The sequence below is a fragment of the Arthrobacter sp. Br18 genome (assembly GCF_000520555.1).
Lineage (GTDB): Bacteria > Actinomycetota > Actinomycetes > Actinomycetales > Micrococcaceae > Arthrobacter_D.
Map to the genome: position 1 here is coordinate 12,261 of NZ_KI914856.1, position 26,641 is coordinate 38,901.

At 66.2% G+C, this 26,641-nt stretch carries 28 protein-coding genes and 1 tRNA gene; 11 read left to right on the forward strand and 18 right to left on the reverse strand.

Features of this window, described 5'->3' with window-relative positions:
• The coding region (locus Y704_RS19655) for an MFS transporter (RefSeq protein WP_035771937.1) at nucleotides 1-1,118 on the forward strand (1,118 nt) is incomplete at its 5' end.
• A gap of 70 nt (nucleotides 1,119-1,188) precedes the next feature.
• Here Y704_RS19655 and dcd read toward each other — a convergent pair.
• Both dcd and Y704_RS0107350 read right to left on the reverse strand, forming a co-directional pair.
• Complete coding sequence (dcd, locus tag Y704_RS0107345) at nucleotides 1,189-1,779, reverse strand: dCTP deaminase (protein WP_026549643.1); 591 nt, start codon at nucleotides 1,777-1,779, stop codon at nucleotides 1,189-1,191.
• Nucleotides 1,780-1,795: 16 nt separating this feature from the next.
• A complete protein-coding gene (locus tag Y704_RS0107350; protein WP_026549644.1) occupies nucleotides 1,796-2,650 on the reverse strand; it encodes a tryptophan 2,3-dioxygenase in 855 nt (284 codons plus the stop codon).
• Between the two features lie 88 nt (nucleotides 2,651-2,738).
• Between Y704_RS0107350 and Y704_RS0107355 the strand changes: the two genes are divergently transcribed.
• From Y704_RS0107355 to Y704_RS0107390, 8 genes are all read left to right on the forward strand, one after another.
• Nucleotides 2,739-3,782 (forward strand): M4 family metallopeptidase, encoded by a 1,044-nt coding sequence (locus Y704_RS0107355; protein WP_026549645.1) that lies wholly within the window; start codon nucleotides 2,739-2,741, stop codon nucleotides 3,780-3,782.
• A complete protein-coding gene (locus Y704_RS0107360) occupies nucleotides 3,779-4,117 on the forward strand; it encodes a protealysin inhibitor emfourin (protein ID WP_026549646.1) in 339 nt (112 codons plus the stop codon). The genes Y704_RS0107355 and Y704_RS0107360 overlap by 4 nt, the downstream gene beginning before the upstream one ends.
• A 37-nt stretch (nucleotides 4,118-4,154) precedes the next feature.
• Nucleotides 4,155-4,228: transfer RNA gene (locus Y704_RS0107365), tRNA-Gly, on the forward strand.
• Nucleotides 4,229-4,446: 218 nt separating this feature from the next.
• Nucleotides 4,447-5,763: a sugar ABC transporter substrate-binding protein gene (locus tag Y704_RS0107370; protein ID WP_035771938.1), complete on the forward strand. Its 1,317-nt coding sequence runs from the start codon at nucleotides 4,447-4,449 to the stop codon at nucleotides 5,761-5,763.
• Nucleotides 5,760-6,764: a carbohydrate ABC transporter permease gene (locus tag Y704_RS19660; protein WP_081747467.1), complete on the forward strand. Its 1,005-nt coding sequence runs from the start codon at nucleotides 5,760-5,762 to the stop codon at nucleotides 6,762-6,764. The genes Y704_RS0107370 and Y704_RS19660 overlap by 4 nt, the downstream gene beginning before the upstream one ends.
• Nucleotides 6,764-7,612: a carbohydrate ABC transporter permease gene (locus tag Y704_RS0107380; RefSeq protein ID WP_026549648.1), complete on the forward strand. Its 849-nt coding sequence runs from the start codon at nucleotides 6,764-6,766 to the stop codon at nucleotides 7,610-7,612. The genes Y704_RS19660 and Y704_RS0107380 overlap by 1 nt, the downstream gene beginning before the upstream one ends.
• A gap of 31 nt (nucleotides 7,613-7,643) precedes the next feature.
• The gene (ugpC, locus tag Y704_RS19665) at nucleotides 7,644-9,092 is read left to right on the forward strand and encodes an ABC transporter ATP-binding protein (protein WP_081747468.1); all 1,449 of its coding nucleotides are present in this window, start codon (nucleotides 7,644-7,646) and stop codon (nucleotides 9,090-9,092) included.
• A gap of 151 nt (nucleotides 9,093-9,243) precedes the next feature.
• Entirely contained in the window at nucleotides 9,244-10,227 is a 984-nt protein-coding gene (locus tag Y704_RS0107390; RefSeq protein WP_026549649.1) for a hypothetical protein, read from the forward strand.
• A gap of 90 nt (nucleotides 10,228-10,317) precedes the next feature.
• Here the strand turns inward: Y704_RS0107390 and Y704_RS0107395 are convergent, their stop codons facing one another.
• The 9 genes from Y704_RS0107395 to Y704_RS0107435 all read right to left on the reverse strand — a co-directional run bounded on the left by Y704_RS0107395 (nucleotide 10,318) and on the right by Y704_RS0107435 (nucleotide 18,526).
• Nucleotides 10,318-12,300 carry an NHL domain-containing thioredoxin family protein gene (locus Y704_RS0107395; protein WP_026549650.1) on the reverse strand — a complete coding sequence of 661 codons (1,983 nt, stop codon included), beginning with the start codon at nucleotides 12,298-12,300 and terminating at the stop codon, nucleotides 10,318-10,320.
• Nucleotides 12,297-14,348: a bifunctional copper resistance protein CopD/cytochrome c oxidase assembly protein gene (locus Y704_RS19670; RefSeq protein ID WP_155850262.1), complete on the reverse strand. Its 2,052-nt coding sequence runs from the start codon at nucleotides 14,346-14,348 to the stop codon at nucleotides 12,297-12,299. The genes Y704_RS0107395 and Y704_RS19670 overlap by 4 nt, the downstream gene beginning before the upstream one ends.
• A gap of 182 nt (nucleotides 14,349-14,530) precedes the next feature.
• The gene (locus Y704_RS0107405; RefSeq protein WP_026532177.1) at nucleotides 14,531-14,809 is read right to left on the reverse strand and encodes an HU family DNA-binding protein; all 279 of its coding nucleotides are present in this window, start codon (nucleotides 14,807-14,809) and stop codon (nucleotides 14,531-14,533) included.
• Nucleotides 14,810-15,095: 286 nt separating this feature from the next.
• Nucleotides 15,096-15,401 carry a 30S ribosomal protein S14 gene (gene rpsN / locus Y704_RS0107410; RefSeq protein ID WP_026549651.1) on the reverse strand — a complete coding sequence of 102 codons (306 nt, stop codon included), beginning with the start codon at nucleotides 15,399-15,401 and terminating at the stop codon, nucleotides 15,096-15,098.
• A 2-nt stretch (nucleotides 15,402-15,403) separates the two neighbouring features.
• Nucleotides 15,404-15,571 carry a 50S ribosomal protein L33 gene (gene rpmG, locus Y704_RS0107415; RefSeq protein WP_019481734.1) on the reverse strand — a complete coding sequence of 56 codons (168 nt, stop codon included), beginning with the start codon at nucleotides 15,569-15,571 and terminating at the stop codon, nucleotides 15,404-15,406.
• On the reverse strand, nucleotides 15,571-15,807 hold the full coding sequence (rpmB, locus tag Y704_RS0107420) for a 50S ribosomal protein L28 (RefSeq protein ID WP_026549652.1): 237 nt from the start codon (nucleotides 15,805-15,807) through the stop codon (nucleotides 15,571-15,573). Before rpmB ends, rpmG begins: the two co-directional genes overlap by 1 nt.
• Before the next feature lie 273 nt (nucleotides 15,808-16,080).
• Nucleotides 16,081-17,202: a glucose-1-phosphate adenylyltransferase family protein gene (locus Y704_RS19675; RefSeq protein ID WP_051476796.1), complete on the reverse strand. Its 1,122-nt coding sequence runs from the start codon at nucleotides 17,200-17,202 to the stop codon at nucleotides 16,081-16,083.
• Entirely contained in the window at nucleotides 17,199-17,696 is a 498-nt protein-coding gene (locus tag Y704_RS0107430) for a MarR family winged helix-turn-helix transcriptional regulator (protein ID WP_035771941.1), read from the reverse strand. The genes Y704_RS19675 and Y704_RS0107430 overlap by 4 nt, the downstream gene beginning before the upstream one ends.
• 47 nt (nucleotides 17,697-17,743) lie before the next feature.
• Complete coding sequence (locus Y704_RS0107435) at nucleotides 17,744-18,526, reverse strand: SGNH/GDSL hydrolase family protein (protein WP_026549654.1); 783 nt, start codon at nucleotides 18,524-18,526, stop codon at nucleotides 17,744-17,746.
• A gap of 121 nt (nucleotides 18,527-18,647) precedes the next feature.
• On the opposite strand from Y704_RS0107435, the gene Y704_RS0107440 reads away from it, so the two are divergent.
• Entirely contained in the window at nucleotides 18,648-19,610 is a 963-nt protein-coding gene (locus Y704_RS0107440) for a diacylglycerol/lipid kinase family protein (RefSeq protein WP_026549655.1), read from the forward strand.
• A gap of 59 nt (nucleotides 19,611-19,669) precedes the next feature.
• Here the strand turns inward: Y704_RS0107440 and Y704_RS0107445 are convergent, their stop codons facing one another.
• The 7 genes from Y704_RS0107445 to Y704_RS0107475 form a co-directional block, all read right to left on the reverse strand.
• Nucleotides 19,670-20,830: a siderophore-interacting protein gene (locus Y704_RS0107445; RefSeq protein WP_026549656.1), complete on the reverse strand. Its 1,161-nt coding sequence runs from the start codon at nucleotides 20,828-20,830 to the stop codon at nucleotides 19,670-19,672.
• Nucleotides 20,827-21,807 carry an ABC transporter ATP-binding protein gene (locus Y704_RS19680; RefSeq protein ID WP_081747469.1) on the reverse strand — a complete coding sequence of 327 codons (981 nt, stop codon included), beginning with the start codon at nucleotides 21,805-21,807 and terminating at the stop codon, nucleotides 20,827-20,829. Before Y704_RS19680 ends, Y704_RS0107445 begins: the two co-directional genes overlap by 4 nt.
• A 1-nt stretch (nucleotide 21,808) precedes the next feature.
• Complete coding sequence (locus tag Y704_RS19685; RefSeq protein WP_035771953.1) at nucleotides 21,809-22,789, reverse strand: FecCD family ABC transporter permease; 981 nt, start codon at nucleotides 22,787-22,789, stop codon at nucleotides 21,809-21,811.
• Nucleotides 22,790-22,899: 110 nt separating this feature from the next.
• Entirely contained in the window at nucleotides 22,900-23,880 is a 981-nt protein-coding gene (locus Y704_RS0107460; protein WP_253904256.1) for a FecCD family ABC transporter permease, read from the reverse strand.
• A gap of 303 nt (nucleotides 23,881-24,183) precedes the next feature.
• On the reverse strand, nucleotides 24,184-24,609 hold the full coding sequence (locus Y704_RS0107465) for a hypothetical protein (RefSeq protein ID WP_026549658.1): 426 nt from the start codon (nucleotides 24,607-24,609) through the stop codon (nucleotides 24,184-24,186).
• Nucleotides 24,599-25,183, reverse strand: a complete 585-nt coding sequence (locus Y704_RS19690) for an Asp23/Gls24 family envelope stress response protein (protein WP_051476797.1) — start codon at nucleotides 25,181-25,183, stop codon at nucleotides 24,599-24,601. The genes Y704_RS0107465 and Y704_RS19690 overlap by 11 nt, the downstream gene beginning before the upstream one ends.
• A complete protein-coding gene (locus Y704_RS0107475; RefSeq protein ID WP_051476798.1) occupies nucleotides 25,174-25,860 on the reverse strand; it encodes an RNA polymerase sigma factor in 687 nt (228 codons plus the stop codon). Before Y704_RS0107475 ends, Y704_RS19690 begins: the two co-directional genes overlap by 10 nt.
• Nucleotides 25,861-26,087: 227 nt before the next feature.
• Between Y704_RS0107475 and Y704_RS0107480 the strand changes: the two genes are divergently transcribed.
• Nucleotides 26,088-26,606 carry an Asp23/Gls24 family envelope stress response protein gene (locus tag Y704_RS0107480; RefSeq protein WP_026549660.1) on the forward strand — a complete coding sequence of 173 codons (519 nt, stop codon included), beginning with the start codon at nucleotides 26,088-26,090 and terminating at the stop codon, nucleotides 26,604-26,606.
• The last annotated feature ends 35 nt before the right edge of the window (nucleotides 26,607-26,641 follow it).

Sequence of the window (26,641 nt, forward strand, 5' to 3'; positions counted from 1 at the left end):
AGCGCTCGGACAGCTGCGGCCGCCGCAAACTCTGGCTGGGCATCAACACCCTCATCGTGGCGGCCCTGACGGCCCTGTGCTTTTTCGTCCTCCCGCGCCCCGAGCTGCTCATCCTCGGCGTCGCGCTGATCGCCGCGGCGAATATCTTCTTCGAGTTCGCAGGCGTGAACTACAACGCCATGCTCCTGCAGATCTCCACCCCGGGCACGGTCGGCAAGGTCAGCGGTTTCGGCTGGGCCATGGGCTACGTGGGAGGAATCGTGGCCCTGGTGATCGTCCTCGTCGCCTTCATCCAGCCGGTGGTCGACTGGCCGGGGGCGCAGACCGAGGACGGACTCAACATCCGGCTCGTCGCGATCTTCTCCGCGGTCTGGTTCCTGGCCTTCGCACTGCCCGTCCTGTTCACGGTGCCCGAGATCCCCCGGCAGGCGAAGACCGCGCAGCTCACCTTCCTCGCCTCGTACGGGCTGCTGGTCCGGCGCGTAAAGGCGCTCTACCGGACACACCCCCACACGATCTTCTTCCTCCTCGCGAGCGCCATCTTCCGGGACGGGCTCGCCGCGGTCTTCACCTTCGGCGGCATCATCGCTGCCGGCACCTTCGGCTTCACCTTCAGCGAGGTGATCATCTTCGCCATCGCGGGGAACATCATCGCCGCGGTGGGTTCGGTGATCGGCGGCTTCTTCGATGACCGGGTCGGACCGAAGCCCGTGATCGTCGCCGCGCTCATCGGGCTGTTGTTCGCGGGAACCGCTGTGCTGGTCCTCGGAGCTGAAACGTATTCAGTCTTCGGCTACGCGTGGTCGGGGGATACCACCTTCTGGACTTTCGGCCTGATGCTCACGCTCTTCGTCGGTCCCGCGCAGTCGTCGTCGCGTGCCTTCCTCGCCCGCCTGGCACCCCCCGGCGAGGAAGGGGAGCTGTTCGGTCTCTATGCGACCACCGGCCGCGCCGTGAGCTTCCTGGCGCCTGCGCTCTTCGCCCTGTCGATCGGTATCTTCGGCTCACAGCGCTACGGCATCCTCGGGATCCTCGCCGTCCTGCTAATGGGCCTGCTGGTGCTGCTCCCGGTCAGGCCACCCGGGAAGGTCGCTGCCGCCGCCGTCCGGGAAACCTGATGCCCGGCTGCACCCGCCCGTGATTAAGCACCTAAGGCGGCTCCGCCGCCGCAATAGCAGCCATACGTGCTTAATCAGCGGGGGGTGCGATCAACGTGCGATGGAAGTTCAGGTGGCTGCGCGACGCCGTCGGTCCGCGCTGGCCCTGGTAGCGGTTGCCGTAGGAGCCTGAGCCGTAGGGGTACTCGGCGGGAGAGGTGAGCCGGAAGAAGCACAGCTGACCGATCTTGGAGCCGGGCCACAGCTTGATGGGCAGGGTGGCCATGTTGGAGAGCTCCAGGGTGACATGTCCTGAGAATCCCGGGTCGATGAAGCCCGCCGTCGAGTGGGTCAGCAGCCCGAGGCGCCCGAGCGAGGATTTTCCTTCAAGCCGGGCCGCGACGTCATCCGGCAGGGTCACCCGTTCGTAGGTCGAGCCGAGCACGAACTCGCCGGGGTGCAGGATGAACGGCTCGTCGGAAGCGACCTCGACCAGCCGGGTGAGGTCGGGCTGATCCTCCGCGGGGTCGATATGCGCGTACTTGTGGTTGTCGAAAAGCCGGAAATAGCGGTCGATTCGCACGTCCACGCTCGAGGGCTGCACCATCGCGTCGTCGTGCGGGTCCAGCACTATACGCCGGGCGGAAATCTCAGCTCGAATGTCGCGGTCGGAAATCAGCACCGTCCAACGTTACCAGTCACGCGCCGATCTCGGTGCGGACGGCGAACAGCTCGGGGAAGAAGGTGAGCTCGAGCGCGCGCTGCAGGAAGCCGACACCGGAGGAACCTCCCGTGCCCGTCCTGAAGCCGATGGTGCGGGCCACGGTCTTGAGGTGCCGGAAGCGCCACAGCTGGAAGTTGTCCTCGAGATCCACCAGTTCCTCGCAGGCCTCGTAGACATCCCAGTGCTCCGCCGCGTTCTCGTACACGTGCCGGTAGACCTGCACCAGTTCCGGACTGAACTCGTGGGCCCGGGTCACATCCCGATCCAGCAGGGCCGCCGGCACGTTGTACCCACGCCGGGCCAGGAACGCGATGAATTCGTCATAGATACTCGACTCCGCCAGCAGCCCTCCGAGCAGTGCCTGAGCGGCCGGGTCGGCCGCAAAGACCTGCAGCATGGCCTCGTTCTTGTTCCCGAGCAGGAACTCGACGGCGCGGTACTGGTAGGACTGGAATCCGCTCGCAGCACCGAGATCACCGCGGAATTCGGCGTACTCCGTCGGCGTCAGTGTCGCAAGGACCGACCACTGCTCCGTGAGCGACCGCTGGATGTGCTTGATCCGGGCGATCCCCTTCATGGCTGAGCGGAGATTGTCCTGCTGCAGGTGGGTCCGCACGGCACGGAGTTCGTGGAGGACCAGTTTGAGCCACAGCTCGGAGGTCTGGTGCTGGATGATGAACAGCATCTCGTCATGGTGCTCCGGGCTGCTGACCGGGTTCTGCGCGGACAGGAGCGCCTCGAGCGACAGGTACGAACCGTAGCTCATCTTCCCCGACAGGTCCTTCTCGATCCCCGGCTCCAGGGTGCGGGTGTTCCTTCCGACGCTCATGACTGCCAGCCTACGGCCCCCGATAGTTCCCCGACTCATTGGAAGTGTCCGGGGCGAGGGCTAGGTTGGGTGCAACCCAGGAGGTTCCATGCACGTCTGCAGCATCATTCCGCCCCATCTGTTGGTGACCATCGCCGAAAGCCGCGATCCACGCCACGCTGCCGCCGCCGATTCGGCACGCCACGCACTGGTGCAGTTGCCCCCGTTGATCGCCGGGCGGTCCCTCGCGCTCGCCGCCCCTGTCCGGCAGGGAGCCGTTGTGCTGTCGCAGCTGGAGCGGAGGGTGTCCGACGCCGGGGGGAAGGAGGAGCTGCCGGGAGCCCTGGTCCGCGGCGAGGGCGAGCCGCCCACCGGTGATACCTCGGCGAACGAGGCCTACGACGGCCTCGGGGCCACCTACTCGCTGTTCAGTGACGTGTACGGGCGGTCCTCGATCGACGGAGCGGGGATGCCCCTCGACGCCACGGTTCAATTTGGCGAGCGATACGACAACGCGTTCTGGGACGGTGAGCGCATGGTGTTCGGCGATGGCGACGGTGAAATCTTCGGCCGCTTCACGGCATCGCTCACCGTCATCAGCCATGAACTGACCCACGGCTTCACGCAGTACTCCACGAACCTTCGGTACCAGGGCCAGTCGGGCGCCCTCAATGAATCCCTGTCCGACGTCTTCGGAGTGCTGGTGGAACAGCGCGAGCTGGGCCAGGATGCGGCCGAGGCATCGTGGCTGGTGGGTGAAGGCATCTTTGCCGCGGGCGTGCAGGGCAGCGCGCTGCGCTCACTGCGGGCACCGGGAACAGCCTACGACGACGATGTCCTCGGCAAGGATCCCCAACCGGCCTCGATGGCCGATTACGTGGAGACCTCATCCGACAACGGCGGCGTCCACATCAACTCGGGAATCCCCAACCACGCGTTCTACCTGGTGGCCGCCGAACTCGGCGGTCCGGCGTGGGAGCGTGCCGGCCGTATCTGGTTCGACACGGCGACCGGCGGGGCGGTACCTGCCGACTGCACGTTCGCGCAATTTGCGCAGGCCACCCGGGCGGCCGCCGGAACCCGCTTCGGCGAGGACTCGGAGGAGGCCGGCGCCGTCGACGCCGCGTGGAGGACAGTGGGAGTGGAAGGGTGAAAATCGAGATCTCGCGCTCCGGCGGTTTCGCGGGGCTCACCCGGACCTGGAGTGTCGAAGTGAGCAGCACAGAGGCAGAGGAACGCTGGGTGCCCCTGGTGGAGGAAGCCGCCCACCGGGGGGAGGGCTCCGGCAATCAGCCCGCGAATGCCGGGACGCCGGACACCCAGCGCGACCGCTTCGTCTACCGGATCGTCATCGGGTACCACGAGGCGGTTCTGCCCGAGAGCCGCCTCGGGGAACCATGGAGGGAATTGCTGGACCGCGCAAAGGCCGAAGGTGCCGGGAGTGCTGCGCCGGCCGGCACGGGGCAGGACGGGCCGACAGCACCCTGAACCTGTTGTAGGGTTATGGAGCGGTTTCAACTGCCGTGCGGGCGTAGCTCAATGGTAGAGCGCTAGCTTCCCAAGCTCGATACGCGGGTTCGATTCCCGTCGCCCGCTCCATACCTCCCGGCCCCCTTCGCGTGCCGCACCGCACGTCGGCCGAAAAGTACACGATCCTACACATGCGCCGCTTCGACGCCCTCCACCTGATTGGTCAGGGTACTGCCTAGCGAATTTTGTCGCTTAGGCATAGGGTCAAAAAACGAAGGTTGCTTGGGCTGGCGTTTCATCTGGAGTGTCGGTCGAGCTGGCTACAAAGATGTGGAGGCTCGGTAGGAATGCCGATTAGTCGAACAGAACGAAAGACCCGACGCCGCCCCCGCGCGGCAGGGATCGGATCCGTCCTGGTGGGGATACTGCTGGTCAGCGGCTGCGGCCCGGCCGAAAGTGATAACACCCTGACCTGGTACATCAACCCCGACGACGGCGGGCAGGCCGCCATCGCGGAGCGGTGCACCCAGGAATCGGGCGGTGCGTACAGTATCGAAACGTCCCTGCTGCCAAGCGATGCGGCCTCCCAGCGTGAGCAGCTCGCCCGCAGGCTCGCAGCAGGAGATTCGTCGCTCGACATCATGAGCCTCGACCCGCCCTTCATTCCGGAGCTGGCAGAACCGGGCTTCCTTGCACCCGTGCCCGACGATGTTGCGGAGCGCACCACCGAGAACGTTGTGGAAGGCGCACTCGCGGGGGCCACCTGGAAGGATGAGCTGGTGACGGTGCCGTTCTGGGCCAACACGCAGATCCTCTGGTACCGCGAATCGGTTGCCGAGGCCGCGGGGCTGGACATGACGCAGCCGGTCACCTGGGACCAGATCATCGAAGCCGCCGCGTCCCAGGAAAAGACCCTCGGCGTGCAGGGCGCGCAGGCAGAGTCCATGACGGTGTGGATCAACGCCCTCATCGAATCGGCGGGCGGATCCATCGTGACGGACCCTGAGGCGACTGCTGACGAGATCGAGCTGGGGCTCGTGTCGGAGGCCGGCACCGAGGCCGCGAGGATCATCTCCACCATCGGCGAGGAGGGCCTCGGCGGCCCAGGCCTCGCAACGCAGGACGAGAACAATTCCATGATCGGCTTCCAGGGAGACTCCGGATCCTTCATGGTCAATTACCCCTTCGTCTGGCCCGCCACCAATGCAGCAGTGGATGCCGGAACCCTCGACGCAGCGCTGATCGACGACATCGGATGGGCGATCTTCCCGCAGGTGACCGAGGGAGAGGAATCCGCTCCACCACTCGGCGGGATCGACCTCGGAGTCGGCGCGGAAAGTGACAATCCGGCACTGGCCTACGAGGCGATCGAGTGCATCGTCTCGGTCGAGAACCAGGCGGAGTATTTCATCACCAACGGCAACCCTCCCTCGAACACCGAAGCCTACGAGGATCCCCGGATCGAGGAGACGTTCCCCATGGCAGAGACGATTCGGGAATCACTCGAGCAGTCTGCTCCACGTCCGCAGACGCCTTTCTACAACGAGGTCTCCACCGGGCTCCAGCAGACGTGGGCCCCGCCCGCAAGTGTCGACCCTGAAACGACTCCCGAAACCTCCTCAGAATTCATCACCGCGGTCCTTCGAGGGGAGCAACTGCTATGACATCAGCGATTCCCGCCAAACCGGCGAACCCGACACGAAACCCGGACAGGGAGCCGGGCGTCCAGACGAGGGACACACCGAAGAAGAAGTCGACGAAGCACTACAGCGACCGGGTGCGGGCCGAACGCAAACTGGGGTGGATCCTTGCAGGCCCCGCCTTTGTGGTCATGCTCCTCGTGACGGCATACCCCATCCTGCAGGCCACCTACGAGTCGCTGTTCCAATTCCGGCTCACCGCCCCGGACGAGCGCGAGTTCATCGGCCTCGGGAACTACGCGGTCATCCTCACCGATCCCGTCTGGTGGAGTGACCTGTGGACCACGGTACTGATCACGGTGATCACCGTCGCCGTCGAACTGGTCCTCGGCTTCGCCCTCGCCCTGGTCATGCACAAGGCCATCAAGTCCTTCCGCGGAATCCTGCGTACTGCCATCCTGGTGCCCTACGGCATCATCACCGTGGTATCGGCGTTCGCATGGTTCTACGCCTTCGACATCAACTCCGGCTACGTCAACAACTGGTTCTCGTGGCTCCCCGGAATCGACGAGGACCTGAACTGGTTCGCCCAGACAGGCACCGCCCTGTTCGTGATCATGGCCTCGGAAATCTGGAAGACCACACCGTTCATCTCCCTGCTCCTGCTCGCGGGCCTGGCGCAGGTTCCGGACGAACTGAGCGAGGCGGCGAAGGTGGACGGCGCGACGTGGTGGGAGCAGATGCGCAAGGTCATCATCCCCAACATGAAGGCCGCCATCATGGTGGCGGTGCTGTTCCGGGCGCTGGACGCCTTCCGGATCTTCGACAACGTGTTCATCATGACCAACGGAGCCTACGGCACTGAGGTGCTCTCGCTCCTGGCCTACCGGCAGTCCATCAGCCGCCTGGAGATCGGCCTCGGATCAGCGGTATCGGTCCTCCTGTTCCTCTGTGTCCTGATCATCTGTTTCATCGCCATCAAGCTCTTCAAAGTGGATCTTGCCGGCTCGCAAGGGGGTAAGTGATGACTGAGAAGAAGACGAAGAACAAAGTCCTCTGGGTGGTGGTGGGCGCTCTGGTCCTGCTGTACGCACTCTTTCCGGTGGCCTCGATCCTCGCAACCTCGTTCAAGGCCCCGAGTGATCTCACCAGCGGGAAGTTCCTTCCCACCGGCGGCACGGCGACAACCTCGAACTACGAGCAGATCCTCGTCGGTGACGCGCAGGAACTCTTCCTCTCGTCCCTCCGGAACTCGATCGGCATCTCGCTCATCGCCACCTTCATCGCCGTCGTGCTCGCGACACTCTGTGCCTATGCGATCGCGCGGCTCGACTTCCCGGGGAAGAAACTCATCCTCACCACGGCGTTGGCGGTCTCGATCTTCCCCGTCATCTCGATCGTGACACCGCTGTTCAACCTGTGGCGCACCATCGGCCTGTACGACACCTGGCTCGGCCTGATCATTCCCTACCTGTCACTGACACTACCCATCTCAATCTGGACCCTGGCAGCGTTCTTCCGCCAGATCCCCTGGGAGTTGGAGCAGGCCGCACAGGTGGACGGCGCCACCACCTGGCAGGCCTTCCGCAAGGCGATCGTTCCCCTCGCCGCACCGGGCGTCTTCACGACGGCGATCATCGCGTTCTTCATCGCGTGGAACGACTTCGTCTACGGGATATCGCTCACCTCCACGGAGGCCGCCAGGCCCGTTCCTGCGGCGCTCGCGTTCTTCACCGGAGCCTCGCAGTTCGAGGCGCCGACCGGCGCGATCTCGGCCGCGGCGATCATCGTCACCATTCCGATCGTCCTGCTGGTTCTACTCTTCCAACGCCAGATTGTTTCAGGCCTGACCTCGGGCGCCGTCAAGGGCTGACGCCCTCCGGTTCAAGAAAAGGATTCGCACCATGGCTTCAATTACCCTCAATAACCTGGTCAAGAAGTACGGAGACGGCTTTCCCGCCGTCAACGACATCAGCATCGACATCGCGGACGGCGAGTTCATCATCCTGGTGGGCCCGTCGGGCTGCGGCAAATCCACCCTCCTGCGCATGATCGTGGGGCTGGAGGACATCACCGACGGCGATCTCCTCATCGACGGAAAACGGGTCAACGACAAGGCCCCCCGAGAGCGCAACCTCGCGATGGTGTTCCAGAACTACGCGCTGTACCCGCACCTCACCGTGTACGAGAACATCGCCTTCCCGTTGCGCCTGGCCAAGGGCAAGCATTCGGAGGAACAGGTCACCAAGCTGGTCACCGAGGCGGCTGCCACGCTTGAACTGACCGACCACCTGCAGCGCAAGCCGGCCAATCTCTCGGGCGGGCAGCGCCAGCGTGTCGCCATGGGACGCGCCATCGTCCGCCAGGCCGACGCCTTCCTCTTCGATGAGCCGCTCTCCAACCTCGACGCCAAACTGCGCGGACAGATGCGGTCCGAGATCTCCCAGATGCAGCGGCGGCTGGGCGTCACCTCGGTCTATGTGACCCATGACCAGACCGAGGCGATGACCCTCGGCGACCGCGTCGCCGTCCTGAAGAAGGGTGAACTCCAGCAAATCGCCTCGCCCCGCGAGCTCTACGAGCAGCCCGGCAACCTGTTCGTCGCCGGGTTCATCGGCTCACCCTCCATGAACTTCCTGCCTGCGACGGTCGAAGGCAATATCCTGAAGACCGTGCTGGGGGACCTCGCGGTTCCACCGGAGAAGGCGGCAAAGGCCGCCGGCAAGAAGGTGGTGCTGGTAGGAGTCCGGCCCGAATTCTTCGAGGACGCCAAGCTCGTCGAGGAATCGAAGCGGGGGCACGGCTCAACCTTCACCGCGACGCTGACGCATACCGAATGGCTGGGCAACGAGCAGTACGGGTACATCACTTTCGACCCCGCCCCCGAAGTGCGTGAGCTGCTGGACAACCTGGCCCGCGACATGGACGCCGACGAACTGCGGCCCCAGATCGTGGTCACCCTCGACGCCGCGAGCCGTATCCGGGGCGGACGGGAAGCGGAAATCTGGCTCGACACCCGCAAGCTCCACCTGTTCGACCCCGAGACCGGGGAGAACCTGACGCGCGATGCTGCGGCCGGGGCTGCCCTCACCGAAGAGGCGAACGAGGAGCGCGCCGAGGAGATCGCGAGTGCCCAGGGCACCTCCGTGCACCACGCGGACGGCTCGATGAACGGCAACGAGCGGCCACAGGACACCAGGGGCGCCCAAGAAACAACCGGCGGCGCCGGATCGACCGGTGGAGCGACCGGCGGCGCGGGGTCCACCGGTGGAACAACCGGCGGCGCCGGATCGACCGATGCGTCGCCTGGTGGGTCCACTGCGGCAGGCGGTGGGAAACACACCGCAACGTGACCGGGCGCCTGCATCGGGTCGGTCGCCGGTTTCCTGGAAAGCCCGGCATCCATTGCGCAGCAATTACTGCTTTTCGCGGGAGACCCGGTAATTGCTGCGCAGTGGATGGTCGCGAAGCGTGCTCCCGTCGCCCTGCGGGTAGCGTAGGAGCATGCAGGGCGCTCCCGGAATGAAAGTACTGGCCGCATGGCTGCTTGCTCTGTCACTGGTGACCGCGGGGTTCTTCGTCACCGTTGCCGTCCTGAACAGCATGGTGTACGGCCCGGGCCATGAGGTCGGGGAATATCTCGACGCGCTGAGGAGCGGGAACGGCGAGCGCGCGCTCGGCCAGCTCAACGCCTCCGTTCCTGAAGGCAACGCCGCGGTACTCGACGGCGGTCCCCTCCAGCGGGCAGCCTCAGCAGTGCAGGACGTCGAGGTGCAGGACCCCGAACCCGCAGGTGAGGACCTCGTGAACGTACCCGTCCGCTACACCATCGGCGACACCGACTACACCACCTCGTTCCCCCTGCGGAAAACGGAGTCCGAGTGGCTGTTCTTCGACACCTGGGAGTTCGTTCCCTCAACGCTGCCAACGGTGGGCGTCTCGGTCGGCACCATGTCCGAGTCGACGGTCAACGGCCTGCGGATCGCGACGCCGGAGGGCCGGAACATCCTTCCCACGTTCTACCCGGTGGAACTCGTTGCCCAATACACCAGCGAGTATTTCGCGGCCCCTCCGCGCACACTGCCGGTCACCAGCACCACCCCCGCCAACACCACGATCCCGCTGGAGCCCGCCCCCACCCCGGCGCTCGTTGATGCCGTGGACGGCGAGATCCGGACGTTCCTCGACAGCTGCGCCGCCCAGGCCGTCTTCCAGCCCGCCGGGTGCCCGTTCAACTTCCAGACCAGCCAGCGGCGAGCGGGTGATATCCGGTGGTCCATCCAGCGCTATCCCGAGGTCCGCATCGAACCGACGGACGGCGGGTGGGCCCCGGCCCCGCTGAACGGCACCGCCCGGCTCGACACGCAACTCCAGGACCTGTTCTCGGGGTCTATCGAGGACGTCTCGGCACCCCAGGACTTCGAGTTCACCGCCAACCTGACGGTGACGGACTCTTCCGTCATCGTCCGGCCGATGATCGAGTTCTGACAGACACCCGAGAAGGCGGTGCCGCCCTGAAGACCGCCGGAGCGCCGGTTACACCCGGCGCGTCCCATGTCTTCTGCCGCGCTGCCGCGCCTAGTCCAGCCCGCGGAGATCGAGCACCAGCTCTGCGTTCCCGTCAGCTGCGACCGTGACGGGGATACCCCAGTCCTGCTGGTAGAGGTGGCACGCCGCGTGATCGGGTATCTCACCGCCAGGCTCGCCGTCGCAGGCAGCGGCCCGTGCCGTGATGTGCAGAACTCCCCCACCCTCCTCGCCCGAGAGCTGCAGCTCCCGCACAAGACCGACGGATGTCCCTCCGCCGGACACGAGCAGCGACTCCGGGGACGCTGAGATCTTGAGCTGCGTGGGGTCGCCCCACCGGTCGTCGAGCTTCTGGCCTGTGGGCGCCGCGAAACGGACGGTCAGCGCAAGGGGTCCGCTGGTGACGGCGGTGGGCGGCCGCTGGGTCTGCGATGCCCCTTCATCCACGGCCAGTGCTTCCCGTGGAATCGGCACACGGATGAGCTGGTGCTTGTTCGTCTCGACAACGATCAGCAGCGGTTCACTCCCGTCGGCCAGGGGGCCGGAGTCGACGAGCACGTCCGACGGCTCGGCGAGCCCCCGCACCAGGGTGGAAACCCGGCGGGTCGAGGGGTCGTAGCGGCGCACGGCCCCGTTGTAGGTGTCGGCCACCGCCACCGAGCCGTCCGGCAGCACCGTCACGCCCAGCGGATGCTGGAGGCGCGCCTGGTCGGCGTCGCCGTCGCGGAACCCGAAATCGAACAGTCCGGTGCCCACCGCGGTCTGTACCTGCACCTGCTGCTGCCCGTCCAGCTCGACGAAGGTAAGGACGCGCAGCGCCGACGTCTCTGAATCGGCAATCCAGATCGACCCTTCCGCATCCTCGGCCAGCCCCGACGACTGCGCGAACCACGCGGTCCCGGCGTCGCCGTCCAGCAGGCCCTCCAGGCCCGTTCCGGCGAGCACGTCCACGCTGTGCGACAGGGGATCGTACGTGAAGATCTGGTGGGTGCCGGCCATTGCGATGACCACGCGCTTCAGGACGGTGGAGTAGAGCACGTCCCACGGCGAGGACAGCGACACGTCGAGGGCAGCGGTGCCGAGGTGGCTGTCGGCAAGCCGTGGTGCCTCGCTCACGGCGCCGATCTCCTGCACGTTCTCCTGCAGTCCGGCCTTGGTGTGGTTCCCGGCGTCGAGCAGCCGCTGGACGCCGTTACCGGCAAGGGTGCGCACAGCACCGGTTCCCAGCGACACGCCGCGCAGCCGGTGGTTGACGGTGTCCGCCACGACGACGTCGTACCCCACCTGCCCGGCGATGTCGGCCGGCAGCAGTGCGAGGCCCTGGGGCTCGTTGAACTCCGCGTCCGCCGCGCCGCCGTCGGCGAAACCCTTCCGGCCGGAGCCGATCACGCGGCGTACCGTCGTGAGGTCGGCCTCCAGCTCCACGAGCCGGTGGTGCCCCGTGTCTCCTGCGAGGAAGGTGCCGGTGGCCGGCAGTGCGAGGAGCTTGCCCGGGAACTTGAGGGTCCCGGCGGTGCTTGGAGCGGGGACATAGGGCCCGTTCCCGCGGTGCAGCGTCCCCCTGGCCGAGTGCTCCTCGACCAGTTCGGTCACGAGGGAATCGAGGCCCGCTGCGTGCCCCTCACCGGACAGGTGGGCCACGATGTAGCCCTCGGGATCGACGACGACGAGCGTGGGCCAGGCGCGCGCGGTGTACGCCTGCCAGGTGCCCAGCTCAGGATCATCGAGCACCGGGTGGTGGATGTCATACCGCTCCACCGCCGATGCCAGGGCCACGGGGTCCGCCTCGTGCTCGAATTTGGGCGAATGGACGCCGACCGTCACGAGGACATCGGAGAACTTCTCCTCCAGCGGCCGCAGTTCGTCGAGGACATGGAGGCAGTTGATGCAGCAGAACGTCCAGAAATCGAGGACAACGATTTTCCCGCGGAGGTCATCGAGCTGCAGTTGCTTCCCGCCCGTGTTGAGCCAGTTGCGGCCCGTGAGCTCGGAAGCGCGCACGCGGTAACCCGTGCGCAACGACGTGTCAGTCATTCGTGGTCTCCTGGATTGGGGGCCCGGGGCGCCGGGGCCCGCCGCTGCGCGTCCCGGGACGCCAGATCGGCGAACATAGTGTTGTAAGCCGTGAGATCGGCGTCGTTATTCCTGTCCGCGGCGCGGTCGGTGCGCTTGCTCTCCCGGGCGTCGGTCCGTGACCACAGAATGGCGACGCCGATGGCCAGCAGGAGTGTGGGCACCTCACCGATTCCCCAGGTGATCGCACCGCCCAGCTGCTGGTCCTCGAGAGCGGACAACCCCCAGTCCCGGCCCATGCTGCCGAACCAGGACGCCTGCAGCAGGGACGGCGATCCCATGAGGGTCACGCCGAAGAACGCGTGGAAGGCCATGGTGGCGAACAGCAGCAGGATGCGCAGCGGGAAGGGCGCGCGCAGCGGCACCGGATCGGTGCCGACCATCGAGAGGACGAAGATGTAGCCGGTGATGAGGAAATGGGCGATCATCAGTTCGTGGCCCACGTGCTCGCGCAGCGCGAAACCGAACAGCGGCGAGTAGTAGAAGATGACGATCGAGCCGGCGAAATTCGCGGCGGCGAACAGCGGGTGGGTCACCAGCTTCGACGGGCGGGAGTGCACGACGACGAGGATCCACTCGCGGAGGCCGCGCGTTCCGTCGCGGCGTGCGGACAGCGCCTTCAGGGCCAGTGTGACCGGCGCCCCCAGGACCAGGAACAGGGGAACCACCATGGTCAGGGCCATGTGGTCCACCATGTGGGCGCTGAACAGGACCATCCCGTAGATCGCGGGGGCGCCCGAGGTGAAGTAGGTGAGCAGGGCGAGGCCGATCAGCCAGCAGGCGAGCTTCAGCCCGGACCAGGAGTCGCCCCGGCGACGCAGCTTGGCCATGCCGAGGATGTAGGCCACGCCCACGGTCAGGGCGAAGGCGATCCACAACCAGTCCGGCCGCCACTCCGTGAACCAGCGTGCGGGGGTCAGTTCAGGAGGAAGGTCGTAATTGGTGAGGATGCGGGCCGGAGTGGCATCGGGTGCCAGTTCCTCGTCCCGGGGCGGAGCGGTCCGGCCGAGTGCCACGGCGACGCCGGACACGGCGCCCATGATCAGGAGCTCCACGGCAATCAGCTGCCATAGGACCCGCTGGGCGGAGAGCTTCGCCGCGGAGGGATGGTGCGGGTCGCCGAGCTGGGGGATGATCCATTGCCGGTGCATCCAGCCGATACCGCCGAGGAGGATCGTGGCTACCGCCTTGAACGTGACGAGCAGTCCCCAGGAGGAGCTCAATTGCGACAGGTCGCTGATCCGCAGGCTCGCATTGACGATTCCCGAGACGAACACCAGCACGAACGCGAACCCGGCCAGGGCGGAGAACCGCTTCAAAACGGGAAGTACCTGGCTGCCAAGCTTCCCCCCGGCGGCGGCGAGGACGATGATGCCGCCCATCCAGAGGCAGACACCCACGAGGTGAAGCGCGATCGAATTCACCGCGGCATTGTGGTCGTCGCCGCTGGCCGAATGGCCTACGAGGGCCGTCGGCAGCAGCCCGCCGAAGGCGAGGAGCGCTGTCAGTGCCAGCCCCGTCAGGGACCGGACCCCGAAGGTCAGCGTGGCCACGACCGCGGCGATCATCGCGGTGATGAGCCAGGCCCGGCCGGTGTCGAAGTCGGTGAGGTAGGCGGCGAGGCCTTCGGTGTATGCGGGGTCGGCGCTCAGCGGAAGGCCGGCGGCATCCGAGTAGGTGAACACCATTCCCCCGAGCGCGCCGAAGGTCCACATCACGGCGGCGACCGACGCCAACAGCAGTGTCCGGGTGAACGCCGGGTGCTCGGCTGGATCCGCGGGTCGCCGTCGGGCGTTGCCGTCGTCCTGCCGGCGCGGCAGAATTCCCGCCGCGAAGACCAGTGCACCGATGGTTCCCGCAGCCCCGAGGTTGTTGAAGACCTTGGCGACGGGCAGACCCCAGCGTGTCAGGGCGCCGGGATCACCCAGCTGGCGTGCGGCCGCAGCACCCGAGAACAGCAGGCCGAGGGCAAGTGCCCCGAGCACGACGACGACGGCCCCGCCGAGCAGCGCCACCCGGACCCTGCTGTCCGGACGCGCCGGATTCGGCTTGTGCTGCGGTTCCCTGACTGTTGTAGACACATCCACTATTCTCTACCCGCAGTAGAACAAGGGCCAACTTGGGGAGTCCGGGCTTAAAAGAGGAAGGACCACCGCGCGGAAGCGCAGTGGTCCTTCCTCCCTGGCGGAACCTACTTGGCGGACGCCTTCAGCTTCGAACCAGCGGTCAGCTTCACGCTGTGGCCGGCGGCGATCTGGATGGTCTCACCGGTCTGGGGGTTGCGGCCCGTGCGGGCTGCACGGCTGGTGCGCTCCACTGCGAGCCAGCCGGGGATGGTGATCTTCTCGTCCTTGGCAACGGACTCGGCGAAGACATCGAACAGGGCGTCCAGCACGCTGTTCACGGCAGCCTGGCTGGTGTCAGCCTTGGCAGCTACCTCGGCAACAAGTTCACTACGGTTTTTAGCCAATTTAGGTCCTCCTGGACATCTGTGTTCCGTTGAGCTTTCGGGATATTCGAAAAGCCTCTGTTCGAAAACCTACCAGCTTGACCGGGGGAAGCCCGGATTTTAGCGCTTTTTCCCGCCATCCTGCGGAGAATTCGACCCGGGGACCGGCTTGTGGATGCTGAATCACGGGTCCGTGGACGCCTTCCAGCGGCGCCGTCACTTCTCGCCTACGCGAGGAGCCGACGCAGGAGGAGCCGGCAGCCTGGGCTGCCGACTCCTCCTGACGTCGTGTTGCTGCGTGCGGGACTTACCAGCTGGACTTCGTCACACCGGGCAGTTCTCCACGGTGTGCCATGTCACGGAAGCGGACACGCGAGATGCCGAACTTCTGCAGGGTTCCGCGGGGCCTGCCGTCGATCTGGTCACGGTTGCGCAGACGGACCGGCGATGCATTCCGGGGAAGCTTCTGCAGGCCGAGGCGTGCTGCTTCACGGGCGTCGTCGGTTGCGTTGGCGTCCACCAGGGTCTTCTTGAGCTCGAGGCGCTTGGCCGCGTAGCGCTCAACGATGACCTTGCGCTGCTCGTTGCGAGCAATCTTTGACTTCTTGGCCATGGTTAGCGCTCCTCTCGAAATTCGACGTGCTTACGGATCTTGGGGTCGTACTTCATCAGGACCATGCGGTCAGGATCGTTACGACGGTTCTTCCGGGTTACGTAGGTGTAGCCCGTCCCCGCAGTGGATTTCAGCTTGATGATGGGACGTACGTCCTTGTCCTTGGCCATTAGAGCTTCACTCCCTTCGCGAGGATCGCTGCCACAACTGCGTCGATGCCGCGCACGTCGATGGTCTTGATGCCGCGTGCAGATACCTGCAGCGTCACATTGCGGCGCAGGGACGGAACCCAGTAGCGCTTCTTCTGAATGTTGGGGTCGAACCGCCGCTTGTTGCGGCGGTGCGAGTGCGAAATGCTGTGTCCAAAGCCGGGCTCGGCTCCGGTCACTTGGCAGTGGGCTGCCATAACTCTCCTCCAGATTAGATGAACGTGACGGGGTCACTTGTAGGGCGTCCCGCCACCAGTAATGACACCGTTATTACTGCAGCTTTCCGGAGGTTGACCTGGCAGGGTGAGAGCCTGCCGAAGTGCCTCGCCGCGGGGAAGACGGTGAAGATGAGGCTTGGCACGGTCCTAGTGGGCCGGCGCAGCCTTAAATTCCAGGTGGTCACGGGCGGTTGGATAGACCAACCAAACGCCATACCATACTACGGGCGCGTCGCCGATGCGCCAAACCGGCTACTGGTCGAGCTGCCCGTCCGAACCCACGACTGCTGGACGGCCGGATCCCCGGATCGACTGCTCCCCCTCCAGCTCGGCGCCGGCATCCACGATGGCGTACCGGACCTGCATACCCGGCCCCACCGTCACGCGCTCGAGGATCACCGAATCCTCCACTACTGCTCCCTGTTCGACGACGGTCCCGGGGCCAATCACGCTGTGGATGACCCGGCCGTGGACCCTGGCGCCCGGGGCGACCAGCGAATTGACGATCTCGGCTCCTTCCCCGATGAATGCCGGGAGGAGGTGGGGCGCGTCGGTGAGCATCGGCCACTCGGCATGGCCGAGGTCGATGGCTTTTCCGTCCAGCAGGTCCATATGCGCCTGATGATAAGTCTCCGGTGTGCCGAGGTCGCGCCAGTACCCCTCGATCCGGTGCTCCACCACCACCGCTTCCCGCACCAGGTGCGGGACCAGATAGTCCCCGTAGTCCTTCAGGGAGCCGTGCCTGGACTCCAGGAGTTCCAGGGTGTCCCGCAGTTGCGGCCAGTCGTACAGGAACACTTCAGCGGCGGCGAGCTGTGTCCTGGGCTTTTCGGGCTTGTACTCGAATCCGGTGATCCTGCCCTGCCTGTCCGCCTCGATCACCCCGTGGTTCGAGGCATCACCGTCCATGAGGGCCGTGGCCATGGTCAGCGCCGCGCCTGCTTCCTGATGCGTCAGCATCAGGTCGCGGTAGTCGAGGTGGTACAGGTGGTCGGCGCTGAGCACGAGCAGCAGGTCCGGCTTGAACTGGTCGATCAACCCCGACTGCCGCATCAGGCCATCGGCGTTGCCCTCGGCGAACCCCTCCCCCGACGTGCCGCTGAAGGGCGGGAGCACCCGCAGTCCGCCATGGGTACGGTCCAGATCCCAGGGGCGCCCGTTGGACAGGTGGTCGTTGATGGTCTTCGGCTGGTACTGCTCCAGTATCCAGACGTCGAAGATGCCGCTGTGGTGCAGGTTCGACAGCGGCACATCGATGAGCCGGTAGGCGCCGCCGAAGGGAAGTGCCGGCTTGGCGCGGTGCTCGGTCAGCGCCCCCATGCGGTTTCCGGAACCCCCGGCCATCACCAGCGCGAGCACTCTGGGTGGTTTCATCCGTCCCTCTCCAACGCCTCTTTGAGGATCCAGTGGTCGGTATCAAGCCGTGCAAGGATCTTCCGTCCCACGCGTTCGAGGTCGGCGACGTCGGTGGCGTCGAGGGCATCGAAGACTGTCCCGCGGACCTGCGCTACGTGGGACACCGCCAGGGCGGTGAGCGTGGCGAGGCCCTCGGGAGTGAGCTCTGCGGTGGTGACGCGGCCGTCGAGTCCGGACGGCCGCCGGATCACCCACTCCCGCTGCTCGAGCTTCTTCACCACATGGCTGAGCCGCGAGAGGGAGGCATTGGAGCGCCCGGCGAGCTCGCTCATCGGGAGCGTCCTGTCCGCTGATTCCGACAGCATGGCGAGGACGTGGTAGTCGAAGAGCGTGATGCGCGCTTCCCTGAACAGGTGTGCGTCCAGCGCTCCGGGCAGGAGGGAGGAAACCGCGTACAGCGCCAGCCAGGCCCGTCGTTCTTCCCGGCTGAGCCATTGTGGAGCCGTCGTCATTTGCTCATCTTGGCACAGGGCAGGCTCTGGCAGGCAAGATCTTTGCGTCAGACCCCTGTGCGGACCCAGTCGGGGTGCACGAGCGACGGGTATTTGGCCTGGAGACCGTCGCCCGAGGAGATGCCGCGTAGCCGCCTGCCGACCCAGGGGGAAAGGAAGTCGCGCGCCCACTGTGCGTCCGACCTCAGCTGCGCCGCCCGGGTCAGCGCAGGCCGGGCTTCGAGCTCAGGGGTATCGATGGAATGGGAAGCCTTGATCGTCTCCAGGACCCGCTTCGCCATCAGGGTGTGGCCGGCCGCGGACATGTGCATGCGGTCGGTGTCCCAGTAGCCCCAGTCCTGGAACTCGCGCATCCGCCAGTAATCGACGATGTCCGCACCGTGGTCATCCGCTATCTCGCGCACGAATTCGTTATAGACGGCTGTCCGCCCCCGCGTCCTGCCGAACACTGCGGAGCCCGAGGAGTCAAAGCCGGTGAACAGCACCACTGCCGCGCCTGCCGCGGTCAGCCGGGCCACACCGTCGTCGTAGGATGCCATCAGGCTGTCGATGCTCACGCGGGGCCGGAGGATGTCGTTCCCGCCCGCGTAGAGCGTGACGAGCGTCGGCTTCAGTTCCAGCGCGGCGTCGATCTGCTCGTCGAGGACCTGCTGCATCTTCTTCCCGCGGATGGCAAGATTCGCGTAGCCCCACGTCGGGTCCGCGAGGATGAGCTGCTGCCCCACGCGGTCGGCCCAGCCCCGGACGCCGTTCGGGCTGCCCGGGTCCTCATCACCCACTCCCTCGGTGAAGGAATCGCCAAGTGCCACGTACCGCGAGAAGAATTCCATCCGCCCAAGATTACCTGCCCTGCTGGAAAATGCCGCGGCGGGGAACTATCCCGTGCGCAGCCCCGGGCGGGGATAAGCTCGGAGCTGACACCGACAGGCCGGACCAGACCCGAAGGACCCCATGAACACCAACGACGGCGGCACCACAGCGCGCGCGGCGCTCATTCTCAATCCCATCAAGAACACCGGCCAGGACGTGCGTGAGATCGTGACGAGGATGTCCGCCGACCAGGGGTGGGACGAGCCCCTCGTGATCGAGACCACGGCCGACGACCCGGGCCACGGTCAGGCCCGCGAGGCACTCGCGGCGGGGGTGGACGTCGTGATCGCCGCCGGCGGCGATGGAACCGTCCGGTGCGTGGCGGAGGAACTCGCCGGCACCGACACGCCGATGGCCCTGGTGCCCCTCGGAACGGGAAACCTGCTGGCGCGGAACCTGGACATCCCCGTCGACGATCCTGAGGGCGCAGTGGAGACGGCGCTCGGAGGCACGGAGCGCAGGATCGACGTCGTCCACGTGACGGTGGACCGCGCGCAGGACGCCCAGGTGTTCCTGGTGATGGCCGGTCTTGGCTTCGACGCCGCGATCATGTCCGACACCAGGGACGACCTCAAGGACAGGGTGGGCTGGCTTGCCTACGTCGACGCCGGACTCCGCAACCTTCCCGGCAAGCCGGCGAGGACGACGATCACGATCGACGGCGGCAAGCCCTTCGACCGGCGGCTGCGCAGCGTGATGGGCGGCAACTGCGGAAAGATCATGGGCGGACTCGAGATTTTTCCCGGCGCCAAACTCGATGACGGTCTGATGGACCTCATGACGGTCGCACCGCGGGGCAAGCTCGGATGGCTCGCTGTTGCGGGCAAGCTCTTCGTCCGCGGCAAGGGCAAGGACCCGTCACTCGAATATTTCCAGTGCAGCCGCGCCGAAGTCCAGCTCCACGAGCCTCTCGAGGTCCAGCTCGACGGCGACCCGCTGGGCAAGGCCACCCACATGGTCTTCGAGGTCAAGCCCAACTCGCTGCGGCTGCGCATGCCCCACGGCAAGAAGGACCCGGCGATCCTCAGCAACCCGCTCCCCTAGCGGAGCGTGCGCGTGCCTGAACCTTGGAAGCCGGTCCAGGCACGCAGCCGGGTGCCACGCTACGCGAGCTCGGACCGGCCTTTCCGCCAGTAGCCCATGAAGGCAACCTGCTTGCGGTCGATGCCGACGTCACGGACCAGGTAGCGGCGCAAGCCCCGCACCAGCGCCGCCTCGCCCGCGATCCACGCATAGAACGGCTGACTCCCGGGGAGCCTGCCGGGATTGGGCGTGGCCTCCAGGACTGAGGCTTCCAGGCGCTGCGGCGTTTCCCACAGGATGGTCCTGTCGATATCGACTTCTTCGGGTTCAGGCCCGGCCAGTGCGGAAGTACCCCCAGGACTCCCAGGTGCTCCGACCCCCGCTTGGCCGTTCCGGGTCCGGGCGCCCGGCGTGCCCGGCGTTCCATTCCGGGTCCGGGCGCCCGCTGTGCCCGGCACGAAATACTTCGCCAGGGACACCCAGCCCGGAACACGCACCGCCGTCCGGACCGCCTGGTCGAGAAGTTCCCCATGTTCGCGGGCGCCTCGCGCAAGCCAGGTGATCCGCACCGAGGAGGCAGTGCTGACCTCCTGGATGTCTGCGGGATCGGACACCTCGAGGAAAGCATCCCCGCCGACGTGTGCCGGCAGGGATTCGAGGATGGCGCAGATCGCGGGAACAGCCGTCTCATCACCGACGAGCAGAACATGCTGCGCCAGCCCCGGGCTCCACTCGATGCCACCGCAGGAGCCGGCCGTCGTGCACTGGGCGGCAGCCACGTTCGGCCCGATCAGGCAGACCCTGTCCCCCGGCGCGGCTTTGGCCGCCCACTGCGACGCGGGGCCTCCTGTGCCGTCGTCGTCGAAATGCAGAACGAAGTCGACGTCGATCTCGGGCTCCGCTTCGTGTGCCCGGAAGTCGCGCACCGTATAGGTGCGCATCGATCCGCGCTCGTCCGGCTCGAGACCGAGCCACTGCTGGTACCAGCCCGCGCTTTCCCCGCCGCCCTGCATCAGGGCTCCGATGTCCGGACACGGCCGCCCGTCGGCGGGAATGATGACCTTGATCCGCAGATCCAGGAGAGGCCCGGCCACGCCGAAACCGTTCAGGCAGGCTCCTGAGAAGGTGATGCGCTGGAAGTTCGCGCCCACGCGCTCGACGCGGGCCACCGCGACGTCGAACGCCGCGACTGCGGGCACTGCCGCCGTCCGCTGGACTGCCTTCTCGGAAACTCGAGTCATGATGCTGTCTTTGCGTGAGCAGGAATGGTGTCCTGGGGGTTGGCGCGGAAGCCGTGCCGTGTGCCGGGGAGCTGCCGCTGGTCGGCCGGTGCTCCGGGTTCACTCCCGGGCGGGGCGCCTGGTTCACTCCCGGGCGGGGCGCCTGGTTCACTCCCGGGCGGGACGCCGTGGTGGCGTCCGAGTGGGACCACCATCGGGGTTCCGCTCACGGGGTCCGGGATGACCCTGCAGTCGAGGTTGAAGACGCCGCCCACCGTTTCGCGGGTGACGACGTCGGCGGGTGTGCCCTGCGCCACAATGGCGCCGTCCTTCATGGCGATGAGGTGGTCCGCGTACCGCGCGGCGAGATTGAGGTCATGCAGCACGATGACCACCGTGGTTCCGGCCCGGCGGTTCAGGTCCGTCACGAGGTCGAGGACCTCAATCTGATGGGTGACGTCGAGGAAGGTGGTGGGCTCGTCGAGGAGGAGGATGTCTGTCTGCTGGGCCAGGGCCATGGCGATCCAGACACGCTGACGCTGGCCGCCTGAGAGCTCGTCGACGTTCCGCTCCGCGAGTTCCAGGGTGTCCGTGGCCTCCAGGGCGGCGGCCACGGCGGCGTCATCACCCGGTTTCCACTGGCGGAACCATCCCTGGTGGGGATACCGCCCGCGTCCCACCAGATCGGTGACGCTGATGCCGTCGGGGGCAACCGGTGTCTGCGGCAGGAGTCCCAGCGTCCGGGCGACGGAGCGCGTGGGGAGGGAGTGGATGTCCTCGCCGTTCAGCAGCACGGTTCCCGATGTGGGTTTCAGGAGCCGTGCGAGCCCCCGGAGCAGTGTCGACTTCCCTGACGCGTTGGCCCCGACGATGACGGTGATCCTCCCTGCAGGCAGGGTGACCGACAGGCCGTCGACCACAATGCGTTCGTTGTAGGCGAGGGTTACCGACTGCGCCTCGAGCGTGGTCGGTACCTCGGCAGGGTTCACTCTGGACATGTCAGCCTCCCTGGCCGGCTCGGTTCGCCGTGACGAGGAGCCACAGCAGGAAGGGCGCCCCCAGGGCGCCGGTGACGACGCCGACCGGAAGTGATACGCCGGGAATCAGGTTCGCTGCCACGAAGTCCGCAGCCAGCACGAGGACCGCCCCGACCAGCGCTGCCATGGCAAGCGATGGCGCCCCCTTCAGCAGCCGGCGTGCAATGGGGCCGGAGAGAAAGGCGACTGCCGCTATAGGGCCGGCCGCGGCTGTGGCCAGCGCGGCGAGGGACACTCCGGTGACCAGCAGCGCCAGCCGGGAGGCTTCCACACGGATGCCAAGGCCGGCGGCCGCTTCGTCGCCCAGTTCGAGCCCGCCGAGGCTGCGGGAGAACACAGCGGCGGCCGGGACCAGCAGCAGGAGCCCCCAGCCGAGAACCGTGACGCGGTCCCAGTTGCTGGAGTTGAGGGAACCGTTCAGCCAGACCAGGGCATCGGCGGCAGTCCGGATGTCGGTGCGGGTAATGAGGAAGTTCACGAGCGCGTGGAGCATGGCTGCGAACCCGATGCCCACGAGGATGAGCCGATAGCCGGCAACGCCTCCCTGCCGCGAGATGACGTAGATGACTGCCGCCACTGTCAGCGCGCCGACCAGGGCAGCGACCGAGACGCCGGCGCCTGCTGCACCGAAAACCACGATCGCGGTGACCGCAGCTGCGCTGGCCCCGTAACTGATCCCGATGATGTCCGGGCTGGCCAGCGGGTTGCGGAGCATCGTCTGGAAGATCGACCCTGCCATGCCGAAGGCTCCACCGACCAGCAGCCCGATAACGGCACGCGGCAGCTTGTTCTCCAGGACGATGAACGTGGCCCCGGGAATCTCCGCGCCTCCCAGAATGCGGAAGAAATCGGGCACCGTGACGGTGTACGTTCCCAGCAGCACGTGGACGGCGAACAGCGCTGCGACAAGGCCTGCAGCAAGGGCCCATCTCCCCCGCGTCATGCGGCGGCGGGCGGCCCGCACCGCTGTCGGGCGGATCATGGACGGGCTGCCGGCGTCTCCCGGGTGCGGTCCCCGCTGCTTCACCGGGATCTTCCGGTCCAAGGCACTGCTCACAGCTGGGCCATCCTGCGGCGTCGGACCAGCCAGATGAACACCGGAGCCCCGACGAGCGCAGTCATGATTCCCACCTGCACCTCGCCGGGAGGCAGGACCACGCGGCCGAGGATGTCCGCCGAAAGCAGCAGGACCGGGCCGAGCAGTGCTGAGAAGGGAAGAATCCAGCGATAATCGGGCCCGCTTCCCAGACGCACCAGGTGCGGAATCACCAGCCCGACGAATGCGATGGGACCCGCCGCTGCGGTGGCGGCGCCGCACAGGACCACGATGCCGACCGCAGCGACACCCCGGGTGCGGCCGACGCTCTGGCCGAGCCCGCGCGCGACGTCGTCGCCCAACGACAGGCTGTTGAGCGCCTTGCCGGTGGCGATTGTCAGGACAAGGCCCGCCAGGATGAACGGAAGGGCGGTGAGGATTACGTCCCAGCCACGCCCCGAGAGGGTTCCCACCTGCCAGAACCGGAACCTGTCCAGGGTTTCCTGGCTGGAGACCAGGACAGAACTGGTGAGGCTTCCGAGTCCCGCGGCGAGGGCGGCGCCTGCCAGGGCGAGCTTGACGGGCGTCGCCCCCTCGCGGCCGAGGCTGGCGACGGCGTGGACGACGACGGCGGCGCACGCGGCGCCGGCAAAGGCGAACCAGATGTAGCCGGCGGCGGTACTGACCCCGAAAAGGTAGATGGCGCCGACGACGGCGAGGGAGGCCCCGGCATTGATGCCGAGAATGCCGGGGTCACCCAGCGGATTGCGCGCCACTCCCTGGAGGGCCGCCCCTGCAACGGCAAGGGCGGCGCCGACCAGGAGACCGGTCACCGTCCGGGGGATCCGGGAAAGCACCACCGCGTGGTCCCCGTTGGCAGGGTCATAGGAGGTGAGCGCGTCAAGCAGGGTGGGAACACTGATGGCGCGGGCGCCGATGGTGAGCGACGCCGCGCAGATCGCCAGGAGCAACAGGGCGGAGAGCAGAAGCTGGAGCATGCGCTTGAGGCGGATCGGCCGGGCCGCGGCCTGCGCGGATCGGCTGTGCAGGGGGCTCGCTCCCAGAGTCTGCACTGCCATGGAGCACCTCCCCAGCCGGATATCGGATCTGAAGTAAGGTTAGCTACCTTCCCTGCGATTAGGAAACGGCTTTGTGTCCTAATTGGACCCCTGGTCAGTGACTGATGGTTTCCACGTGCTTTCCCGTGGTCGCCAGCCGAGTGGGAATCGTGCGGAAACGCTGATCGGATTCAGCTGTTCCAGCGTTTCGCCGGGCTGTCCCGGGAGGAATGTCGTAGTGGCCTAGGTGAGTGTTGAACGCGGACTTGCCGGGCTCGGAGAACCTTCGATGGCGAGGATCGTGACGTTGATGCTGCCCACCTGAAGCCCGGCTTTACTGATGATGTCGGTTGTGCGGCCCTGCACGATCTGAGCCACCTCGACGGCGGGGTGGACGACGTCCGTTGCGATGTCGATCTGCACGTTGAGGATCTCACCGGACGCTGAGAGAAGCAGTCCGTCGCGGGCCGCCATGCGGGGCTCCTGCCGCACGGCGCCGGTGTTTCTGTGCAGACTGTTCAGGGACAGGGCTCGAAGCCGGTTCATCATACTTTTCACCGTGGGTTCCAGACGAACGATCCCGGGGAGCTGCAAGAGCGATTCACTGAGGCTGTCGGCGACGGCATCCAGGTCGATCAAGCGGGGCTCAAGTGGCTGGTCAGAGATCATAAAGATCCTCCACGACGACGTCGATCTGTTGCATGCTGATGGCGGTCTGGGCGTGCACGATGGTTCCGATACGTTCCCGTAGCACGGCCATCGTCGGAGGAATGCTGACGCTGGAGGACAACGCCACGTGGAGTGACATCCGCACGTCGGAGAGGTCGACCGTGTCGGTTCCCGAGGGCTTGCCCTCAGTGGTGGTGATCGTGCAGCGACGCGCGTGGACACCTGGAACAGTTGAGGCCGCGAAGCGGATCAGGCTGTTCAGTGCCTGCTCGCTGATATCGATACTACCGTGCGGTGTTTCGCGGAGCACTGTTCGACGGCTCCGACGGATTTCCGCGCGGGCGACCATCATGATGGCTTCCTTGATTCGACCCGCGGGCTGAAGACCGGGGTCGGTCAGATCGCGTTCCTTCATCGCCTCGGTGACGGCGGCCAGGTTGAACAGTGCGCTGCGGGCGTGTTGACAGTCGGAACAGCCCAGTTCGTGGGTGGTCGGCGGTTCATCGATTGTTCCCCACAAGTCATCGAGGTTCCGTCCGCATCCCAGGCGTGGGGCGTCATCGTTCAGCGCCATGGTTCCATCCCTTCTGCCAGAAGTCGTTTCGCACGGGCAATGCGTCCACGAACGGTACTGAGCGGCAACTGCATCATGTGGGCAATCTCGCCGTAGGAAAAATCGTGCACTTCACGCAGCAACCAACAAGCCTTGGACTCGGGTGGGACCGTTTCGAGCAGTTCCGCCAATGCTCTCATCTGCGCCTCGGTCTCTGCGGCAGTGGCGGGGTCCGAGGCCCGCGCCGGGGATGCCACCGCCCGGGCTGCATCGCGATCGTGCTGCTGCTCATCCAGGTCGGTGGACGCTACCACCGTGGTGGGTCGGCGCTGGCGCTGGCGGAGCGTATCAAGGCATTTGTTCGTCGCCGTCCGGTACAACCAGGCCCTGAACGTCTGGGGCCTGGAGAGGTTCGGTAAGCTCCGCCAGGCGGCGATGAAGGTGTCCTGCACGATGTCCTCGGAGTCCGTGCGGTCGTTGAGCATCCGATAGGCCAACCGGAAAATGCTTCCCTGATAGGTGGTGATCAGCATCTCGAAGGCGTGCAGATCCCCGTCCTGCGCCCGGACAATGATTGTGACCTCATCCAGGGAGGCCCCGGGCGACATCTCCTCAGGCGCAGGTTCGGGCGTTACCTCCACGGCAGCATTGACTGCCCCCTGCTCCCCCGAATCGGAGATCGTGGTCCGGCCGCCCATCTAAACCCTCTCGCGTGTCGCCCCCAGGCCACCAATGAAGCCATCAAGCCCGGCCGTACTGCCCGGATGAGACTCGGCAAACCCTGCCCCTGATGCCGACAGTAAGCCCAATCTCTCACGAAGGGATCTCTTTCGAGAAAGTCTCCGCCCTCGCGTGACAATTCCGGTTCGCGCGCGTCTTTACCTTGTGTACCCCACAAACTCTTGACTAGGAGATTGACTTTCACATGGCAGATGACCAGAACACCGCCGCACGCCGGGCCGTCGTAGTACCAGCCACCGGGGAGGAGCAGCAGCGTATCGCAGAGCAGCAGGCCAGGGAGGCCCAGAAGGTCGGCCCGCTGCAGACCGAGCAGGGCAACACGACCATCGCCGAGACCGTGGTCCAGAAGATCGCGGGGATTGCGACCCGCGAAGTTCCCGGCGTGTACGCGATGGGTAGTGCAGGACGCCGGGCGTTCAGCAGTCTCTCCGAGCGCATCCCCGGCTCACAGACCAATGTCAGCGGCGGCGTCAGCGTCGAAAAGGGCGAGCGACAAGCCGCGATCGATCTGACGGTCGTCGTCGAGCACGATGCCTCAATCGTCGAGGTCAGCCAGATGATCCGTCGCAATGTCATCTCATCCGTCGAGGACGCCACCGGGCTCGAGGTCCTCGAGGTCAACATCAACGTCACCGACGTCCACATGCCCGAAGATGACCAGAAGGACGCCGCCAACGACCCCGGCCGCAGCGAACTTCAGTAGCAAGAACAGCGTGGCCTTCACCGGCGGGTCCGCCG

Bases quoted from the DNA above. Each gene is read 5' to 3' on its own strand.
- Y704_RS0107350 (WP_026549644.1), bottom strand. From the start codon at position 2,650: ATGAGCGTCGGAAGGAACACCCGCACCCTGGAGCCGGGGATCGAGAAG.
- Y704_RS0107355 (WP_026549645.1), top strand. From the start codon at position 2,739: ATGCACGTCTGCAGCATCATTCCGCCCCATCTGTTGGTGACCATCGCC.
- Y704_RS0107370 (WP_035771938.1), top strand. From the start codon at position 4,447: ATGCCGATTAGTCGAACAGAACGAAAGACCCGACGCCGCCCCCGCGCG.
- Y704_RS19660 (WP_081747467.1), top strand. From the start codon at position 5,760: ATGACATCAGCGATTCCCGCCAAACCGGCGAACCCGACACGAAACCCG.
- Y704_RS0107380 (WP_026549648.1), top strand. From the start codon at position 6,764: ATGACTGAGAAGAAGACGAAGAACAAAGTCCTCTGGGTGGTGGTGGGC.
- ugpC (WP_081747468.1), top strand. From the start codon at position 7,644: ATGGCTTCAATTACCCTCAATAACCTGGTCAAGAAGTACGGAGACGGC.
- Y704_RS0107390 (WP_026549649.1), top strand. From the start codon at position 9,244: ATGCAGGGCGCTCCCGGAATGAAAGTACTGGCCGCATGGCTGCTTGCT.
- Y704_RS0107395 (WP_026549650.1), bottom strand. From the start codon at position 12,300: ATGACTGACACGTCGTTGCGCACGGGTTACCGCGTGCGCGCTTCCGAG.
- rpsN (WP_026549651.1), bottom strand. From the start codon at position 15,401: ATGGCCAAGAAGTCAAAGATTGCTCGCAACGAGCAGCGCAAGGTCATC.
- rpmG (WP_019481734.1), bottom strand. From the start codon at position 15,571: ATGGCCAAGGACAAGGACGTACGTCCCATCATCAAGCTGAAATCCACT.
- rpmB (WP_026549652.1), bottom strand. From the start codon at position 15,807: ATGGCAGCCCACTGCCAAGTGACCGGAGCCGAGCCCGGCTTTGGACAC.
- Y704_RS19675 (WP_051476796.1), bottom strand. From the start codon at position 17,202: ATGAAACCACCCAGAGTGCTCGCGCTGGTGATGGCCGGGGGTTCCGGA.
- Y704_RS0107430 (WP_035771941.1), bottom strand. From the start codon at position 17,696: ATGACGACGGCTCCACAATGGCTCAGCCGGGAAGAACGACGGGCCTGG.
- Y704_RS0107435 (WP_026549654.1), bottom strand. From the start codon at position 18,526: ATGGAATTCTTCTCGCGGTACGTGGCACTTGGCGATTCCTTCACCGAG.
- Y704_RS0107440 (WP_026549655.1), top strand. From the start codon at position 18,648: ATGAACACCAACGACGGCGGCACCACAGCGCGCGCGGCGCTCATTCTC.
- Y704_RS0107445 (WP_026549656.1), bottom strand. From the start codon at position 20,830: ATGACTCGAGTTTCCGAGAAGGCAGTCCAGCGGACGGCGGCAGTGCCC.
- Y704_RS19680 (WP_081747469.1), bottom strand. From the start codon at position 21,807: ATGTCCAGAGTGAACCCTGCCGAGGTACCGACCACGCTCGAGGCGCAG.
- Y704_RS19685 (WP_035771953.1), bottom strand. From the start codon at position 22,789: ATGACGCGGGGGAGATGGGCCCTTGCTGCAGGCCTTGTCGCAGCGCTG.
- Y704_RS0107460 (WP_253904256.1), bottom strand. From the start codon at position 23,880: ATGCTCCAGCTTCTGCTCTCCGCCCTGTTGCTCCTGGCGATCTGCGCG.
- Y704_RS0107465 (WP_026549658.1), bottom strand. From the start codon at position 24,609: ATGATCTCTGACCAGCCACTTGAGCCCCGCTTGATCGACCTGGATGCC.
- Y704_RS19690 (WP_051476797.1), bottom strand. From the start codon at position 25,183: ATGGCGCTGAACGATGACGCCCCACGCCTGGGATGCGGACGGAACCTC.
- Y704_RS0107475 (WP_051476798.1), bottom strand. From the start codon at position 25,860: ATGGGCGGCCGGACCACGATCTCCGATTCGGGGGAGCAGGGGGCAGTC.
- Y704_RS0107480 (WP_026549660.1), top strand. From the start codon at position 26,088: ATGGCAGATGACCAGAACACCGCCGCACGCCGGGCCGTCGTAGTACCA.